Annotated in this window: 14 protein-coding genes; 11 read left to right on the top strand and 3 right to left on the bottom strand. The window is 50.6% G+C overall.

Translation table 11 applies throughout. The features are described 5' to 3' along the window. Nucleotides 1–406 precede the first annotated feature (406 nt). From ACYQ2M_RS06260 to ACYQ2M_RS06240, 5 genes are read left to right on the top strand one after another with little or no spacing between them, the layout of a single operon-like run. On the top strand, nt 407–1153 hold the full coding sequence (locus ACYQ2M_RS06260) for a cell division ATP-binding protein FtsE (protein ID WP_459915468.1): 747 nt from the start codon (nt 407–409) through the stop codon (nt 1151–1153). Further along, the gene (locus ACYQ2M_RS06255) at nt 1150–2022 is read left to right on the top strand and encodes a cell division protein FtsX (protein WP_459915467.1); all 873 of its coding nucleotides are present in this window, start codon (nt 1150–1152) and stop codon (nt 2020–2022) included. The genes ACYQ2M_RS06260 and ACYQ2M_RS06255 overlap by 4 nt, the downstream gene beginning before the upstream one ends. Further along, the gene (locus ACYQ2M_RS06250) at nt 1995–3266 is read left to right on the top strand and encodes a murein hydrolase activator EnvC family protein (protein ID WP_459915466.1); all 1272 of its coding nucleotides are present in this window, start codon (nt 1995–1997) and stop codon (nt 3264–3266) included. Before ACYQ2M_RS06255 ends, ACYQ2M_RS06250 begins: the two co-directional genes overlap by 28 nt. 1 nt (nt 3267) lies before the next feature. After that, a complete protein-coding gene (locus ACYQ2M_RS06245) occupies nt 3268–4638 on the top strand; it encodes a S41 family peptidase (protein WP_459915465.1) in 1371 nt (456 codons plus the stop codon). A gap of 12 nt (nt 4639–4650) precedes the next feature. Continuing rightward, the gene (locus ACYQ2M_RS06240) at nt 4651–5883 is read left to right on the top strand and encodes a divergent polysaccharide deacetylase family protein (RefSeq protein WP_459915464.1); all 1233 of its coding nucleotides are present in this window, start codon (nt 4651–4653) and stop codon (nt 5881–5883) included. On the opposite strand, the gene prmA is transcribed toward ACYQ2M_RS06240, so the two are convergent. After that, nucleotides 5867–6799, bottom strand: coding sequence for a 50S ribosomal protein L11 methyltransferase (gene prmA, locus ACYQ2M_RS06235; RefSeq protein WP_459915463.1), 933 nt, complete (start codon nt 6797–6799; stop codon nt 5867–5869). The genes ACYQ2M_RS06240 and prmA overlap by 17 nt on opposite strands. Nucleotides 6800–7350: 551 nt before the next feature. Here prmA and ACYQ2M_RS06230 point away from each other — a divergent pair. Beyond that, complete coding sequence (locus ACYQ2M_RS06230; protein WP_459915462.1) at nt 7351–8205, top strand: 50S ribosomal protein L11 methyltransferase; 855 nt, start codon at nt 7351–7353, stop codon at nt 8203–8205. Here the strand turns inward: ACYQ2M_RS06230 and ACYQ2M_RS06225 are convergent. Beyond that, the gene (locus tag ACYQ2M_RS06225; RefSeq protein WP_459915461.1) at nt 8186–9505 is read right to left on the bottom strand and encodes a radical SAM family protein; all 1320 of its coding nucleotides are present in this window, start codon (nt 9503–9505) and stop codon (nt 8186–8188) included. The two genes, ACYQ2M_RS06230 and ACYQ2M_RS06225, sit on opposite strands and share 20 nt — an antisense overlap. 457 nt (nt 9506–9962) lie before the next feature. Here ACYQ2M_RS06225 and ACYQ2M_RS06220 point away from each other — a divergent pair, with 457 nt between their 5' ends. Then, a complete protein-coding gene (locus tag ACYQ2M_RS06220) occupies nt 9963–10352 on the top strand; it encodes a YbgC/FadM family acyl-CoA thioesterase (RefSeq protein WP_459915460.1) in 390 nt (129 codons plus the stop codon). Here ACYQ2M_RS06220 and ACYQ2M_RS06215 read toward each other — a convergent pair. Next, complete coding sequence (locus tag ACYQ2M_RS06215; RefSeq protein ID WP_459915459.1) at nt 10349–11158, bottom strand: hypothetical protein; 810 nt, start codon at nt 11156–11158, stop codon at nt 10349–10351. The two genes, ACYQ2M_RS06220 and ACYQ2M_RS06215, sit on opposite strands and share 4 nt — an antisense overlap. 293 nt (nt 11159–11451) lie before the next feature. Here ACYQ2M_RS06215 and ACYQ2M_RS06210 point away from each other — a divergent pair, with 293 nt between their 5' ends. From ACYQ2M_RS06210 to hypE, 4 genes are all read left to right on the top strand, one after another. Continuing rightward, nucleotides 11452–11694 (top strand): HypC/HybG/HupF family hydrogenase formation chaperone, encoded by a 243-nt coding sequence (locus ACYQ2M_RS06210; protein ID WP_459915458.1) that lies wholly within the window; start codon nt 11452–11454, stop codon nt 11692–11694. Between the two features lie 9 nt (nt 11695–11703). Next, a complete protein-coding gene (gene hypF, locus ACYQ2M_RS06205) occupies nt 11704–14073 on the top strand; it encodes a carbamoyltransferase HypF (protein ID WP_459915457.1) in 2370 nt (789 codons plus the stop codon). A 120-nt stretch (nt 14074–14193) separates the two neighbouring features. Beyond that, nucleotides 14194–15279: a hydrogenase formation protein HypD gene (gene hypD, locus ACYQ2M_RS06200; protein WP_459915456.1), complete on the top strand. Its 1086-nt coding sequence runs from the start codon at nt 14194–14196 to the stop codon at nt 15277–15279. A gap of 340 nt (nt 15280–15619) precedes the next feature. Beyond that, nucleotides 15620–16630: a hydrogenase expression/formation protein HypE gene (gene hypE, locus ACYQ2M_RS06195; protein WP_459915455.1), complete on the top strand. Its 1011-nt coding sequence runs from the start codon at nt 15620–15622 to the stop codon at nt 16628–16630. Nucleotides 16631–16720: the final 90 nt, after the last annotated feature.

Genomic DNA, 16720 nt, shown 5'->3' with positions numbered 1-16720 from the left:
TGCCATTTGGCTCCGCGTCTACAACCCTATCTTCGTTGTGTCCGACAGGACATGTGGGTTATATGAAACAGCAGGTGCTGGGGGGTAACACAAATGGCTTTTCCGGGCTTGGTTAGAAGATGCAGCCATCAGGACCGGAGGCGATCTCTTGAAAAATAAACGCCTTCACTGAAGGAAGAAGCCGTCAAGCGGGATTCAGTGAAGGCGGTGCGTAAGGAAAACTGTTTTGCAGCACTCCTTGACAGCCCGTATCATATATCAGTAAATTCAAGCAGGGTCAACGTGAAGGGGTGCGAAAACCACAATTGTTCCTGTCGGTGGCAGGGGTGATGATAAAAAATAAATTTGATTTTGGGTCTGTGGGCGTTTTTATGCCCTCCCCACTGTGCCGGTGCATAGGAAATACATGGAAAGAAATCGTTCAATTATTCAGCTGTTTGATGTCTCAAAACAATATGGGGTAAGGTATGCGCTCAAGGATATAACCCTGGCCGTGAAAACCGGAGAGCTGGTGTTTATCACCGGAGCTTCCGGGGCCGGTAAAAGTACCTTGCTTAATCTTCTGTATATGGCAACCCCGGTCAGCCAGGGACAGATTATTGTGGGGGGGATGAACCTGGCCCGCTTGTCTTCGAAAAAAATTCCCTATCTCCGGCGGCGCATCGGTGTGGTTTTCCAGGACTTTAAACTTATTCCCCACAGAAGTGTCTATGATAACATCTCCCTGGTTCTGGAAGCCGCCGGTCAGCCTCCGGGGGTGATCCGCAAAAAGGTGACCCGGGTACTGGAACGAACGGGGATGATGAAATACATGGGGGCGCTGCCCCCCTCCCTTTCCGGCGGGGAACAGCAGAAGGTGGCCGTGGCAAGGGCGGTGGTGGGGGACCCGGATATTATCCTGGCAGACGAGCCCACCGGAAGCCTTGATGCCTGCTCGGCCGAGGTGATTACCCGCTATCTTATGGAGTACCGGGAAAGAGGGACCACCATTATTATTGCCAGTCATAACACAGAATTGATTAATCGCACGGGCTTTGATTCTCTTTATACCCTTGATGCAGGCACATTAAAACCGCGTGGGGAAAACGCAGGCCCTGGCATGAAAAATATCTCCGGCTCCACCTGCATGGAAGGAGGACATATCCTTTCATGATCTCCTATCTGAAACGGGCCCTGGCAAATATGGCAGCCAATGTGTTCCTGACATTTACAACCCTTTTCACCATTGCCCTTTCTGTGTTGATGGCCGGTTCGTTTTTTCTTTTTTCCGAAAATTTTGTCCGGGTGGCATACAATTGGAATCAGGGAATCCGGGTCATGGCCTACCTGGATCCGGCATTTACCCCGGATGATCTGCCCCGGGTGCTGGCGGATATGGAAACCATGCAGGCTGTGACAAAAATTCGTTTTATTTCCCGACAGATGGCCCTGGAGGGGTTGGAGAAAGATCTTAAATCAAGTGGAGTTGTTTTGTCCAGTCTGCGGGAAAACCCCCTTCCCCATGCCCTTGAGATAGTACTTTCTTCCTCCCTTGACACCCTAGAGCAGGTGGAGGCCTTTGTGGCGGATGCTGAAAAAAAGCCCCATGTTCAGGAGGTGGTGTATGGCCATCGCTGGGTGGAGGGCATGCTGCCCATGCTCAATACATTGAAAATGGCTGCCCTGGGGGTGGGAAGTCTTTTTGTTATAACCGCACTTTTTGTGTCTGCCAATACCGTACGCCTGGCATTTTGTGCTAAACAGGAAGAAATTGAAATCATGCGTCTTGTGGGGGCCACCGAGGCCTTTGTGAACACCCCTTTTTATTTAGAGGGAATCATCCAGGGATGCCTGGGGGGAAGCACCGGCATCATGGTGCTGTTTTTGCTGTTCCGGTGGGTGAAGGGGGCTATCCCACCGGAGATGGCTTTCCTGTCACCGGCAAGCATTGAATTTCTTTCTCCGGCAATGGCGGGGGGAATCATGGGGGTAAGTATTTTTCTGGGATGGCTGGGATGTTTTATCTCATTAAAGCAGCATTGAAAAAAATGCCGGTTTGCTGTGGGTGTCTTGTGTTTTGCCTGATTTCGGGGAGAATCACAGACGCGTTCACCGGGGCAGATGCCCTTGCCGCAGAGCAGATTGTGTCTCATAAACTGTCTTTGAAAAAAAAGACCCGCAATGAAGACCTGGTGGAGACCTCCCGGCTTGAAGCGCATATCCGTCATCTGGAAAAGGATGCGCATGACTTAACCCGGGTGCAGACAGATACCTTGCGAAAACTGGATGAGGCCAACCACGAGATCAATCAAAGGCAATTGCGGATTTCTATTCTTTCCCAGGAAATCAATGAACTGGTGGATAAGATAGCAGGCCTTGATCAGCGACGTCAAATCCTGATGGATGGCCTTGAAATCAGGCGTTCCCATGTCAATGAACGCCTTGTTGCCCTTTATCGCATCAAGGGCACCGGTTATTGGCAGCTGTTTTCCAGACCCGGGTCTGTTTTTGATTTCTGGAAACGTCAACAGGCACTTACAAGAATTATTCGATGCGATGTTCGCCTTCTAGAAGAACAGACGATAGCCATTAAGGCCCTGGAAGAAACGGGTCTTTTGATAGCCGGGGAAACCGGAGAAAAAAAGCTTCTGGAGGCCAATTTGGTTCTGGAAATTGAAAATCTTGAAATAGAGCAGAAAAAACGTCGGAAGCTGCTGGATGGTGTCCGGGAAAAAACAGCCCTGACCCTGGCGGCCATGGCCTCTGCCAGAAAGGCCCTGGAACAGACACTGAAGAAACTTGAATCCCGTCCTGAAACCTCTGTGTCAGCGCAGAAAAAGACCGGGAACACAGGCAGTATCTCCTTTGCAAAAAATGAATTTTTATCCAGTAAAGGTGATTTGGCCATGCCGGTGAAGGGCTCGGTGATTTCAAAATTTGGCAGTCGCACCGGTACGGACGACAACACCTTCACTTTTCAAACGGGAATTGATATAAAGGCCGAAAGGGGGGAGCCGGTGCGGTGTGTGTTCAGGGGCGAAGTCCTTTATGCAGACTGGCTCAAAGGCTATGGCAATCTGATTATTATTAACCATGGTGATAACTATTATACCCTGTATGCCCATATGGAAGAATTTTTCAAAAAAAAGGGAGACGTGGTGGAAGATCACGAGGTAATTGCCACGGCAGGCGATACGGGATCCATCCGAGGTCCGTCGCTTCACTTTGAAGTCAGACACCATGGAAAGCCAGTTGATCCCCTTAAATGGTTGAAAAAAGGAGTGTAAAATGAGAATGCGTTTTGCAGGAGGACCCGTCCGAACCTGGCTGGTATTAATGTCAGTGACCCTGGTCCTGATACTAGCCGATGGTTTCGGTGCCCACCTGATGGCGGAAAAGGAGCAGACCTATGAGTCATTAAAGCTTTTTTCAGACGTACTGCAGGAAATAGAAGAAAACTACGTGGATGAGGTGGATGTAAAGGCCCTGATCCAGGATGCCATAAAGGGCATGGTGGATAATCTTGATCCCCACTCCAGTTTCATGCCCCCGGAGGCCTTTGATGAACTCCAGGACGACACCAAAGGAGAATTTGGCGGTGTGGGGATTGTCATTTCCATGAAAAAGGGTGTCCTTACGGTGGTGTCTCCCATTGAAGGTACACCGGCATATCGGGCCGGAATTATGGCAGGTGATATTATTGTCCGCATTGACGGCAAGGATACTGCAGAGCTTGCCCTGTGGGAATGCGTTAACAGAATGCGGGGGGCCAGGGGTGACACCGTGGAGTTGACCATTGTTCGAAAGGGCCATGAAGTCCCCCTTGTATTTACCCTGAAAAGAGATATCATCCCCATGACAAGTGTGCGAAGCACCACACTTAAGCCGGGGTATGGGTATCTGTGGGTAACCAACTTCAGAAACAATACCGCAGATGAAATGATCGAAGCTTTGAAAAAACTCGAATCCGCAGAGGTACCCCTGAGGGGGTTGATCATGGATTTAAGGAATAACCCCGGGGGACTTTTGAACCAGGCTGTGTCGGTGTCGGATGCCTTCCTTGACCAGGGAATCATCGTTTCCATCAAAGGACGTCAGGCCAGTCACACCGAAGTATTTGAGGCCCATTCCAATGGTATGAAACGAAAGTATCCCATGGTGGTGCTCATAAATGGAGGCAGTGCCAGTGCCGCAGAAATCGTTGCCGGAGCCCTGCAGGATCATAAGCGGGCCATTATTCTGGGAACCACCTCCTTTGGCAAGGGCTCTGTGCAGACAGTTAAGCCCCTCAAAGATGGTTTTGGGCTTAAATATACCATTGCCCGATATTATACGCCCAATGGTCGTTCCATCCAGGCCCAGGGCATCACCCCGGACATTGAGGTGATTCTGCAGCCCCTGGCTGAAAAAACAGAAAAGGAGGATGAACAAAGCGATGTCATGGGGCGCATGCTCCGGGAAAAGGATTTGAAAAATCACCTTGAACCGGAAAAGGCGGTTCAGGATCAATCGGTCAGTCCGGCAGATAAAAAAGAAAAAATGTTTTCACCGGGGGGGCCCATCGGTCTTGAAGGCCTTGCCAAGGATTCCCAGGTCCAGGGAGCCCTTGACATCCTCATGGGCTATACCCTGTTGAGCCATGGCAGGGAAAACAGATAATCGGATGGTGTCATGGCAGTAAAAAAGAAAAAAAAAGGGGAGCCTGCATCCCCCGGGCCAAAAAAGGCCAAGGTTAGAAAAAAAAGGCGAAAAAAAACAGAAAACCTCTCGAAGGAGGCAGGGCCTTCCATTGCCTTTGAATTGAAAAAGGCCGTGGTTGTTATCCTTGTTCTTGTTTGTTTTATTGCATCGGCAGCCATGCTGGCGGATTTTTATCTGGGGGATCGGGGGCGGTCAATATCATCAAGTGCCCCTGAAACCATGGATTCCACCCTGGGTCTTAATACCCCGAACCCGCCTTTGGTACCCCCGCCCGAAACCTCCTTTGACCCTGGGACCGACATGCCAGCCAAAAGGCCCCTGCAGGGTTTACGGCAAAAGTCGGTGGAGGGAAGTCAATATCCGGTGGATACGCCTCCCGGAGTTTTTGAGGAAATCCACCTACGGCCCGTTGTCGGGAAGGCCCGTGTGCATACGGCAGGGCAGGGGGATAAACCGTTGTATGAGGTGTTTGATCAGGAGCATGGCATCTCCCCGGGCCGGGCGGATGCCCCATCAACCCCGGGTGGGGATGGCTTGCCACTGGTGGCCATTATCATCGATGACTTGGGTTTTGACAAGGCCATGGCCATGGCCTTTGCAACCCTTGATCCACACATCACCATGGCCATACTGCCGGGATCTCCCTTTGGAAAGGTCATTGCCAACCGGCTTTATGTCAGAGACATTGAGATCATGCTGCATCTGCCCATGGAGCCCGTGCAGTACCCGGAGGTGGACCCGGGACCCGGAGCCCTCATGGAAGGCATGTCACCGGACTTGCTTCTGGCAACCCTGCGGCGCAATCTGGACAGCATACCCTACATAAAGGGGGTGAATAATCACATGGGCTCCCGGTTGACGACCTTGTCTGATCAGATGCGCCAGGTGTTCACCGTGTTGAAGAAAAGAGATTTGTTTTTCATTGACAGTGTCACGGCAGTTCATTCCATGTGTGGGCCTTCGGCCCGTCTGTTTAAACTTGCCTTTGCCCGGCGGGATGTCTTTCTGGACAATGTCCAGGAGCAGGATTATATCACCGGGCAATTCCAGGAGTTGATCCGCATCAGTCAGCGCCATGGCACGGCCATTGGTATCGGGCATCCCTATCCGGCCACGCTTAAAACCTTTAAGGTCGTCTTGCCTGAGCTTCGCAAGAAGGTTCGCATTGTCAGGGCATCTGAACTGGTTAGGGCATCGGGTTAAGGGCGCAGATGGCAACCCATTCGCCTTCTTCCCGGACTTCCGTGAGGGTGAATCCATGCTGTAGGAGTTTTTCCACGATGCTCTGTTTTTTTCCCGTGATGATGCCGGACAAAATGACAATGCCGCCGGGCTTCACCCGTTTTTTTATGTCCCCGATGATGTCTGAAATAATTTCGGCAATGATATTGGCCACCACCAGATCAAAGGAGCCGCTGCCCTGATCTTTGTATTGATCCAGGGTTGTTTGTTCCAGATGATAAATACCAGGGGAGATGTTGTTTTTTTCAAGGTTTTCACCGGCCACCTGCACTGCCACTTCGTCGGTGTCAATGCCTGCCATGGTGGCGGCCCCCAGAAGTCCGGCGGCAATCATGAGAATTCCGGATCCGGTGCCCACATCCAGCAGGGTCTGCCCCGGCTTTAAGTAATCTTCAATCAGGGCAATGCACATGGCCGTGGTGGGATGGGTGCCCGTTCCAAAGGCCATGCCAGGATCAATGTGGATTATCAGATCGTCACGGCCAGCCTCAAATTCCCGCCATGCCGGTTTGATGATGATGCGGTCGGTGATGCGGGTGACAAAGAAAAATTCCTTCCAGGATTCCGCCCAGTCCTCCTGATCCACCAGATCCGTGGTAATGATGACGCGGATACCAGCGGCTGCAAGTTTCCGGCCCTGTTGTTCAATGGCTGTTACAAGTGGCCGGGAGGCATCGGTGTCAGGGATATACCCGGAGATGGCGGATTCCTCCGACAGAGGCAGGGCATCACTGCCAAACCCCTCAGCAGGCGGTGGCAGAGGTACTTCGCACACCACGCCTTTTAATCCAAGGTTTAAAAAAATGTCGGTGACCAGTTCTTCCGCCAGCTCGGGATCATCGCCGGTGAAGGCGGCTTTAACATGTATCCATTTCATGGGTTTCTTCTTTTTTTATATGGTGTTTTATATGAAATTGCGTATAAACGACTGCAATGGTTAGGGTTTTGTTCTTTGTTGTGCCAGGTGCTTACTGGCACGTATGTTATATGAATATGGGACAGCATGGAAGGCATGGCCGAGGTCATGCACATTCCCAAAGGTGAATCCATGATTAAATACCATGGAAAATGGCGTTGGTACAACCTGGAAAAAGGTATGGCTCTTATTTTATTGTGACCGCGGCATTTGAGCCTTGTGGGGGGGGCTTTCCCATGCGCCTGGAGATGGGATTCAATATGAGGTCCAGGGCATTAGTATGCGCACAGACCTTCCCATGCGCCCGGGATAATTTTGCGTGCTTGCACTTTTGCTGGAATTTTGCTTTAACTCCATGCATTTAAACACATGGCAAGAACAAGGGGTTTGGCATAACATGGGCCATCCGTCCCAATTGATGGCCAGCGGGGTCAGGCTATGGGGTGGCAAACCGGAGAATTTATGACTGACAAAATAAAAAAGAATAATACATATTCCAGGAGGTAAGTTTTTTGTCCAACCCTTATGAATACCTTTACATTTATTATCTGGAGGGCATTCCCACCAGTCTTTCCCCGGTAATGGAAAAAAGTACCTTCATCGGCAACTGGGAGGAGGATGGATTTTCCTTTTTGTTTTTTTCCTACCCCCATGATGATTTGGTGGCACAGATGGTGGACCGCGACGATCATCTTAAGATGATTGATAAATATGAAATGACCAGTGACCAATGGCACGGAGATAAGATTGAATCTTACACCGCCGGCAGTCTTGTGATCTCTCCCCCCTGGAAAATTGCCTTTGTAAATGCACCGGGAATGAAGCATATTCTGCTGGATCCCGGTGTGGTGTTCGGCACAGGCCGTCACCAGACCACCGAAGATTGTCTGGGGTACATGGAATACCTGTGCTGCAAAGAGAAGATTTCAACGGTGGTGGACATCGGCACCGGCACCGGCATATTGGCCCTGGGAGCAGCGGCCCTGGGGTGTGAGCGGGTGCTGGCCCTGGATTTTAATCTTTTGGCAGTTCGCACCACCCTGAAAAATATCCGTTTGAATCATTTTGATGACAGCATTCTGGCCTTCCAGGCCCGGGGGGAGGACTTCATGGATGTACCGGCCCAGCTGGTGGTTGCCAATATCCATTATGATGTCATGAAAACCCTCATTGAAGCCCCGGCATTTGTGGAAAAGCCATGGCTGATTTTGTCAGGGCTTTTAAAAAGCGAGGCGGATAAGGTGTGTGGTCGCCTGGAGGAAAAGCCGGTGACCTTGGTGGAGCGTATCAGCCCTGACGGAGTGTGGAACACTCTGCTGGTAAAAGGGGCAGCGCCCCCAGGTCAATCTACCTCACCGGAGGATTGAAATATCCGTGGATGAGACGGGGAAATAGACGTGTAAGCTCCTGGATGATGAATTCCATGCCCAGGGCCGGACTTTTTCCCCCGGCAGTTTCCATGACTTTAAAATAGCCCAGGGGATCATAATTCAGATTTCGCCACTGGATCATGTGTACCTGGTGCGTGGATAAAAATTGAATCAAGGCTTCAAATTCCAGCTCAGAATCGGTAACGCCGGGGCAGTTCAGGTAATTGATGGAGATGAATTTGTCTTTTGATGCGGCAGTTTCAAAGCTTTGAATTACATCTGCAAAGGTGTAGTTCCTGGGCCTGAAATAGGTGGTGTAGCAGATTTTTCGGACGGAATTCATGCTCACCCGCATGGAATCAAGGCCGGCATCAAATAGCTTTTCCAGCCGACGGGGTATGCCGGCATTGGTGTTCATGTTGATGGTGCCCTGGTCGGTGGCCTGTCGTACCTGGCGGATGGCAGGTTCAATGACATCAAAAGCCGTCAGGGGATCTCCTTCACATCCCTGGCCAAAGCTCACCACGCTTTTTTTCACCTTGGGAATATGTTCCAGGCACACCTGGGCGATTTCATTGGGGGATGGCGTAAAGGAAATGCGGTCCTGGCAGGCTGCAAGGTTATCGGTTTTCTGAAGGGAGATGCAGCCCATGCAGTTGGCGTTGCAGACCTGGGAGGTGGGAAGGGGCGCTTCAAACCTGCCTAGAAAAAAGTTTTTTGCCGCTGGGCAGCCGTATACCAGAGCGCATTTTTCCAGGTGGCGCATGAGGCGGTTATCGGGATATTTTTTCTGCATGGCCTTGACCCCGGCCACAATACCTTTTCGGGGCATGAGGCGTAAGTCCTGACGTCTTTCCTTGTCCACGAGCAGGGCCGCGGACCGGAATCCCCCCTTTCCCCAGCCCGTGGCCCCATAGGAAAAGAGAGGCAGAAGGGCACCTTCAACGGCACTTTCATAGGCGGCAACATATCTGTTCACGTACCCTGGCGAATTGAATACTGAAACGGCATGGATCGGTTCTCCGGGGTTGTAGGGGTTTGTTTTAAGGGTTTCAAAGCAGAACTTGTCAAAGTTAAATACAATGGGAAACCGATCCGGCAGCATCATCATTTCACTACCATGGGGTATTTCCACGGTTTCACCCTGGGTGAGCAGCACCGGTTGATCGCCAGCCATGGCGGCGGCACCAAATCCTTCAAGTTCAAAGATTTCCCCTTTTTTATTGGCCACCACCGGTGTCAGGGGGGCTTTACTTATGGCTTTTGTCTTGGGTCTGTGCGGTTTTGATTTTTTCATGGGTTTTTTCCCTTAGGGCTTGATCATGCCATTGGCATCCCGGAACAATGGCGCCGGGGGGGCAGGTGGTAGTTTAAGGTCTGGCTGTGCTGCGGGCCATTTTGTCAGGGGCAGGCACTGGTACCAGGCCAGATTCATCAACGACGACGAGTGACCCAAATTATGACCAAGCCCCATCCATTAAAGCAGGGGCGGTTATAGCAGAAAAACTCCATGCTGTCATTATTTACATTCCAGTGTCGACATGTTAGGTTCTTTGGGCTTGATCGCAACGTGGGGCACAGGTCACTGTTATGACCAGGCCAGATTATTTGCGTTGATTGCCCTGTTGGTTTTGAAAAAGAATTACGGCATATTGTGGGACCTGACATGGGAATGTCAGGGCAAAAAATTTTTGATTCAGACAGGCCTGTTTCAGAGGTGTTATTGTCAAAAAGCAGCATTTGAGGGGAAGCCTATGTCATCAGCGGTTCATCATTTCGGCGTTCAGGTTTATTACGAGGACACCGATCACTCAGGCGTGGTGTATCATGCCAATTATCTTAAATATTTAGAAAGGGCCAGGGAGGATGTCATCGGTATCGGGGAATTGTCCCGGCTATGGCATGAAGAGGGCGTGGGGTTTGCCGTTTACCGGGCAGATCTATGCTTCCATGAAGGTGCCATATTCGGTGACTGCCTGGATATCCGAACCCGCTGGGATAAAGAAAGTCTTTACCGGGTCATCTGGCACCAGGAAGTGTGGCGGCCCGGTGGGGAAAAGCCCGCCGTTACGGGAGAAATTCATCTGGTGTGCCTTGATAAAAATAAAAAACTAAGACCCCTTCCGGAGATTTCCCCCCGTTAAACCTCCAGGGTGCAGGGGAATGTAAGACCCTGGTGATCTGGCTCAGGAAAACGCCTGTTTTGCTTGCCGCTCTCATGCCATTTCAGTCGTTCCACTTCATATCGTCCCATGTCTGAAATTGCATATTCTGTAATCATTGCCCTGTGATTATCCACAGGGCTGATGTGATTTGCATAATCGTGTTGTTGTATGCGCACATTGATCCAGGCGTGTTTCTGGGTCTTTAAAACCATTTTAAGCATGCACATGAAGGGATATAGATAGGTTCTGTGAAGGAAGTCTGCTACATTTCTTCCCGGGAGGAGAACTCCGTCCAAGGGGTTTGTCACTGTGGATTGCAAAATGATGCCCTCCCGAGACAGCAGATGGTGGAAACATTCTTTTTTTATTTTTTTAAAATGTTGCTTTACCTGCTGATATTTTTCCCTTGACGTTTTAGGGGCATCGTTGAAAAGCCATGATTCCCCCTGGAAAATTGAGTGAAAGGCCCTTTGCTCGTGGGCAAGGGGGCTGGCATTGGTTTGCCACAGTTTCTTTGCCATTAATCCATCGGAAGGGTTTAACACAATGGCTGCGCGGTGGTAAAGATTTTGGCGCTGAAGCATAAGATACTCACTGGCTTTTTTGATATCCTGTGGGTCGATGCTGCTGAAATCAACCCCCTGGTAATCAATTAAAACACGAATTCCGGGAACGTAGCGATGATGAGAGGCAATATTGACGACCATATCAATGAATTCTTCTGCATGGAGGGGGCCCATGTGTTTTACGTAGGCAAGACAAAGATGGGTATCAATGATAATCATTTTTTCCCTTATACAACACAATATTAGTGTATTATTGTTACATCAGAATCTTTTAGTACATGTTGCGCTGTCTGTCAATGAAAAAGTGTAAAAAGTACCAGCAATTCAGGCATGATCCCATTGCACCAGAAATGATGATGGCGACCTGTGCCATGTCACCGGCACTTCATTGTTGACTCATGTGGTCTGCAACTGTAGTATGGTTGGGTGTATGTCCTTTATCATGCAGGTACCTTGATTGCCCTGATAATGGGCCTGATTCTCACTTCGGCTACTTGGAGATGGATGAAAATATGTGCCTTGCAGTTCCTGCAAAAATTGTTGAAATAAAAGATTTGCTGGCAACAGTGGATGTGGATGGCGTTCGGCGGGAGGCCAGTCTCATGCTCCTTGAGGATGTCAATATCGGGGATTATGTCATTATTCATGCCGGTTTTGCCATAAGCAAAGTGGATGAAGACATTGCACAGCAGGCCCTTGTGGATATGCGCAACATGCTGGATGCGGCAGATGATTTTTATGATAAAATGGCTTGACGTTCCGGCATGGACATCAATACCAGGATTTCAGCCAGGCATATTGATATCACCGGTGTGGTACAGGGGGTGGGGTTTCGCCCGTTTGTGTATCAGCTGGCGCGTTATTATGGCTTGAATGGCCAGGTGTCCAATACCGGCCAGGGGGTTCGCCTGCTGGTGGAGGGGCCGGAAGAAAAAATAGCTGCCTTCAGCCGGGACATCTCCGAAAAAGCTCCCCCCCTTTCCAGTATCACTGCCTTGCAATCGAGGCTGTCGCCGGTGCAGGGATTTGATGATTTTACCATCTGCATGAGCAGTGGGGCAGGCCAGCGCCGGGCACTTATCTCTGCGGATGTATCCGTCTGTACCCATTGTCTGGCAGAAATGCATGATTCTGCTAACCGACGATTTGCCTATCCTTTTATCAACTGTACCCATTGCGGTCCCCGGTACACCATCATTAAGGATATCCCCTATGATCGTGCCAAGACCGCCATGGCAGGGTTTTCCCTTTGTCCAGATTGTCAAAAGGAGTACGATGATCCCCTGGACAGGCGGTTCCATGCCCAGCCCAATGCCTGCCCGGTGTGCGGCCCCAGGGTATTTCTGGTGGATGCCCGGAAAAATTGCGTGGACAATGACCCCGGGGATGCCCTGAAAAAAGCGGCGTTGATGTTAAAAAAAGGACACATTGTTGCCGTCAAGGGCCTGGGGGGATTTCATCTGGCCGTGGATGCCAGCTGCCATGATGCGGTGACCCGCCTGAGAACGGCCAAGAAAAGACCGGATAAACCCTTTGCCCTCATGGCCCGGACCCTCTCATATGCCGCCCGGCATGTGCATATAAGCCCCGAGGAAGAAACCCTTTTAATGTCCCGCCACCGTCCCATTGTACTTTTAAGAAAACGGTTTTTTGCCCGGGAAAAGGATTCCAAGTCATTGACCGGCACCCAGGTCCTTGGAAAACTGGACGATCAGGATTTTCTGAGTGATGCCATTGCTCCGGGCAATCCCCTGCTTGGCATCATGCTACCCTATACCCCCCTTCATTATCTGTTGCTGGAACAAGGTCCCCCGGTGCTTGTGATGACCAGTGGCAACCCCAGCGGGGAGCCCCTTTCCATTGACAATGACAAGGCTTTTACCGATTTTTCTCACATGGCTGATTATTTTCTTTTTCACAACAGGGATATCTATTTCCGGGCCGATGATTCTATTTTGCAGGTACAGGAGAAAATTCCCCGTTTTTTAAGGCGTTCCCGAGGGTATGCCCCTCTGCCGGTATTTTTGAAGAATCCCCTTCCCCAGGTCCTTGCCTGCGGGGGGGGGGTAAAGAGCACCGTATGCCTCACCCGGGAAGACAAAGCCTTTTTAAGCCAGCATATCGGAGATCTTGACAACGAAAAGGTATTTGAATTTTACCGCTCCACCGTGGATCATCTAAAGAAAATTCTGGATATCCGCCCGGGTATAATTGCCCACGATCTCCATTCGGGATATCTTAGTACCACTTGGGCACTGGCACAAGAGGACGTGACCAAAGTGGCGGTTCAGCACCACCATGCCCATGCGGTTTCCTGCATGGCGGAAAATCATGTGCTGGACCCTGTGATTGCCATCACCCTTGACGGTACGGGCCTTGGCACAGATGGGTCCATATGGGGCGGGGAGGTTTTAACCTGTACCCTGACGGATTTTAAACGTTGTGCCCATCTTAAATATACACCCATGCCCGGGGGGGATGCCGCCGTGCGGGAACCTTGGCGCATGGCAGCTGCTCATCTGTGGCAGGTGTGGGGGGATGATTTTGTGGATCTGGACCTTCCCTTGATACACCGGGTGGGACAAGATCGCCTCCGATTTGTGGCTACAATGATGAAAAGGAAGATTAACTCACCCCTGACATCCAGCTGTGGTAGGCTCTTTGATGCCGTGGCAAGCCTTTGCGGTATCCGAGACAATATGACCTTTGAAGGCCAGGCGGCCATGGATCTCCAGGCGGTGAGTCAGCGAAATGAACAGAGAGCCTATGCCATGGATTTCAAGGAAATCCATGACGAAGAAGGTAATACCCTGGTGGAGATGGACACCAGGCCTGCCATGATGGAAATGGTTGAAGATGTGCAAAAAGGTCTGGCTCCGGGGGAGATCGGCACCCGATTCCATGAAACCATTGTACGGGGATTTACCCATGTGGCCCTGGGGGTGAGTGATGAAACAGGTATTGATAAGGTGGTTCTCACCGGCGGGGTTTTTAATAACGGCATTATTGTGTCTGGGCTTTTAAAACGCCTTGAACATCATGGTTTGAGGGTTTATACCCATACAAGAGTGCCTGCAGGTGATGGTGGCATCAGTCTGGGCCAGGCGGTGATTGCAGGCAGTGTTGCCAGGTAAACATAAATTACTCGTCAGTCATGAGTCCTGTGAATTGCCCAATACCCCTCAATGGAAACCATGGGGTTTGGTCACAGCATGGGCCCTTTTCTCAATTGGCGGACCAACGGAGAAATTTATATGGCACTGAAATATGTTCAGGAATATAGAGATGGTGATCTTGCCCGGCAGCTTATTGATGCCATCGGGCGTATCCATGGAAAAAAAGTGCGCCTTATGGAGGTGTGCGGTACCCATACCATGGCCATCTTCCGCCATGGTATCCCAAGTGTATTACCCGATAACATAACCCTTTTGTCCGGACCGGGGTGCCCTGTCTGCGTAACATCCCAGAAGGATATTGATACCTTTGTAGCGCTTTCCATGGAAAAAGGGGTGATTCTAACTACATTTGGCGATCTCATGAGGGTGCCAGGTACCCATTCATCGCTGCTGCAGCAAAAGGCCATGGGCCGGGATATCCGCGTGGTTTATTCTGCCTTTGATGCGGTGAAACTGGCAGCGGAAAATCCCCACAGCCAGGTGGTATTCTGTGCGGTGGGATTTGAAACCACCACCCCCACGGTGGCGGCCTCCATTTTGGCGGCAAAACACCAGGGACTCACCAATTTTTTCATTCATTGCGCACATAAACTCACCCCCCCGGCCCTTGGTGCCCTCATGGAAAACCCCGGAGTGGACATTGATGGCTTCCTTCTTCCCGGCCATGTTTCTGTTATCACTGGTACCCATGCCTATGAACCGGTCTTTGATCAATATCAAATTCCCTCGGTGATTGCAGGGTTTGAACCAGTGGATATTTTAAAGGCCATTCTCATGCTGGTAAAACAGAATGATTCCGGGGTGCCGGCCCTGGAAAATGCCTATCCCAGGGCAGTGTCAGACAAGGGTAATCCCAAGGCGTTGTCCATGATGGCCCAGGTGTTTGAAACCGCAGATGCCGTGTGGCGGGGGATTGGCCTGATTCCGGCAAGCGGGCAGGTGCTGAAATCTGCTTTTTCTCGGTTTGATGCCCTGGAAAAATTTGATATAGATATCCAGGATACCCCGGAGCCCGCCGGGTGCGCCTGTGGAGAAATATTAATGGGACTAAAAAGCCCTGAGCAATGCAGGCTTTATAAGAAACGATGTACCCCCATGCATCCTGTGGGGCCCTGCATGGTTTCCAGCGAAGGGGTATGTGCGGCATTTTACAGGTACAGTTAATGGCAGGGTGCATTCCCATTTTTCCGGTTCGACGCTTAATCAGGGAGATGTCAGGCGTGCGCTATTGGCGCTTTTGTTTGAAATTGCCTTTAAACACAGCCTCTTGACAAAATCACAATAACACAAGCCTGACCCCCGTTGGCTTTGCCAACTATGACACATACACCATATTGTGATCAAGCCGGGAAAATGGGAATTCCCCCTAATAGAAAGGCTGTACTGCATGAGCCTTCACCAATCAGTTCGCATCGAAAGTTGAGCAGATAAATATATGAAGTATGGGAAAAAGGTTTCACCCCAGCACTTATCAATACAACATCCGAAAAAGGATACATGAACTATGTGCAATGAGAAGGTATTACTGGACCATGGCAGCGGGGGCAAGATTTCCCATGACATGATTTCCAACATGATTCTTCCCGCCTTTGATAATCCGATTCTGGGCCGTCTGGACGATGGTGCTGTCTTTGATTTCAATGGCATAAAAATGGCATTTTCCACGGATTCCTATGTGGTGGATCCCATTTTTTTTCCCGGTGGAAATATTGGAGATCTGGCCATAAACGGCACGGTGAATGATGTAGCCATGTGTGGGGCGGACCCCAGGTATGTCAGTGTGGGGCTGATCCTGGAAGAGGGCTTTTCCGCAGCATTGTTATCAGAAATCCTTGAATCCATGGCTCTGGCTGCCAGAAATGCCGGCGTTCAGGTGGTCACTGGGGATACCAAGGTGGTTCCCCGGGGCAAGGTGGATAAAATTTTTATCAATACCTCCGGGTGCGGTCTTCTTTATCACGGGGTGCACGTGTCAGGCAGTAACGCCCGCCCTGGAGATCACGTTATTATAAGCGGCACCATTGCCGATCATGGCATAACTGTATTAAGCGCCAGGGAGGGCCTGGGGTTTGATGCCGCTATTCAGAGTGACAGTGCCCCCTTGAACCATATGGTCAGACAGATTCTGGCCGTTGCCTCCGGGGTACATGTGCTCCGGGACCCCACCCGGGGGGGGCTTGGTACCACCTTAAACGAAATTGCCGGGCAGTCCGGGGTGGGGATTCGCATGAAAGATAAGGACATTCCTGTGAAAGACGCGGTCCGCAGTATGTGTGAACTTTTGGGGTTTGATCCCCTGTATATTGCCAATGAAGGAAAACTTCTTGCCATTGTTGCACCGGAGGACAGCGATGCTGTGCTCTCTGCCATGAGGCACAATGTCTTTGGCAGGGATGCTGCCATAATCGGAGAGGTGACAAAGGAAGATCCTGGCCGGGTGTTTCTGGAAACAAGCATCGGCGGAACCCGCATGGTGGATATGCTGGCAGGAGAGCAGCTGCCCCGGATATGTTGAAGTCGGCATTAAAAAGGCTTGACTCTGGGGTGCAATGGGTGTAAACGCTGCGGTTCTTATCTGGAAACATCCCATGTTTTCGGGAAAGGT

Source organism: Desulfocicer niacini, assembly GCF_054657595.1.
The sequence above is the reverse complement of the archived record's forward strand: the minus strand, read 5'-3'. Positions and strand labels throughout refer to the sequence as shown.

Excerpts from the sequence above, each read along its gene's own strand:
- ACYQ2M_RS06240 (WP_459915464.1), top strand. The coding sequence starts at position 4,651 with ATGGCAGTAAAAAAGAAAAAAAAAGGGGAGCCTGCATCCCCCGGGCCA.
- ACYQ2M_RS06250 (WP_459915466.1), top strand. The coding sequence starts at position 1,995 with ATGTTTTATCTCATTAAAGCAGCATTGAAAAAAATGCCGGTTTGCTGT.
- ACYQ2M_RS06225 (WP_459915461.1), bottom strand. The coding sequence starts at position 9,505 with ATGAAAAAATCAAAACCGCACAGACCCAAGACAAAAGCCATAAGTAAA.
- hypD (WP_459915456.1), top strand. The coding sequence starts at position 14,194 with ATGGCACTGAAATATGTTCAGGAATATAGAGATGGTGATCTTGCCCGG.
- ACYQ2M_RS06260 (WP_459915468.1), top strand. The coding sequence starts at position 407 with ATGGAAAGAAATCGTTCAATTATTCAGCTGTTTGATGTCTCAAAACAA.
- ACYQ2M_RS06210 (WP_459915458.1), top strand. The coding sequence starts at position 11,452 with ATGTGCCTTGCAGTTCCTGCAAAAATTGTTGAAATAAAAGATTTGCTG.
- ACYQ2M_RS06215 (WP_459915459.1), bottom strand. The coding sequence starts at position 11,158 with ATGATTATCATTGATACCCATCTTTGTCTTGCCTACGTAAAACACATG.
- ACYQ2M_RS06220 (WP_459915460.1), top strand. The coding sequence starts at position 9,963 with ATGTCATCAGCGGTTCATCATTTCGGCGTTCAGGTTTATTACGAGGAC.
- hypF (WP_459915457.1), top strand. The coding sequence starts at position 11,704 with ATGGACATCAATACCAGGATTTCAGCCAGGCATATTGATATCACCGGT.
- ACYQ2M_RS06255 (WP_459915467.1), top strand. The coding sequence starts at position 1,150 with ATGATCTCCTATCTGAAACGGGCCCTGGCAAATATGGCAGCCAATGTG.
- prmA (WP_459915463.1), bottom strand. The coding sequence starts at position 6,799 with ATGAAATGGATACATGTTAAAGCCGCCTTCACCGGCGATGATCCCGAG.
- ACYQ2M_RS06245 (WP_459915465.1), top strand. The coding sequence starts at position 3,268 with ATGAGAATGCGTTTTGCAGGAGGACCCGTCCGAACCTGGCTGGTATTA.
- hypE (WP_459915455.1), top strand. The coding sequence starts at position 15,620 with ATGTGCAATGAGAAGGTATTACTGGACCATGGCAGCGGGGGCAAGATT.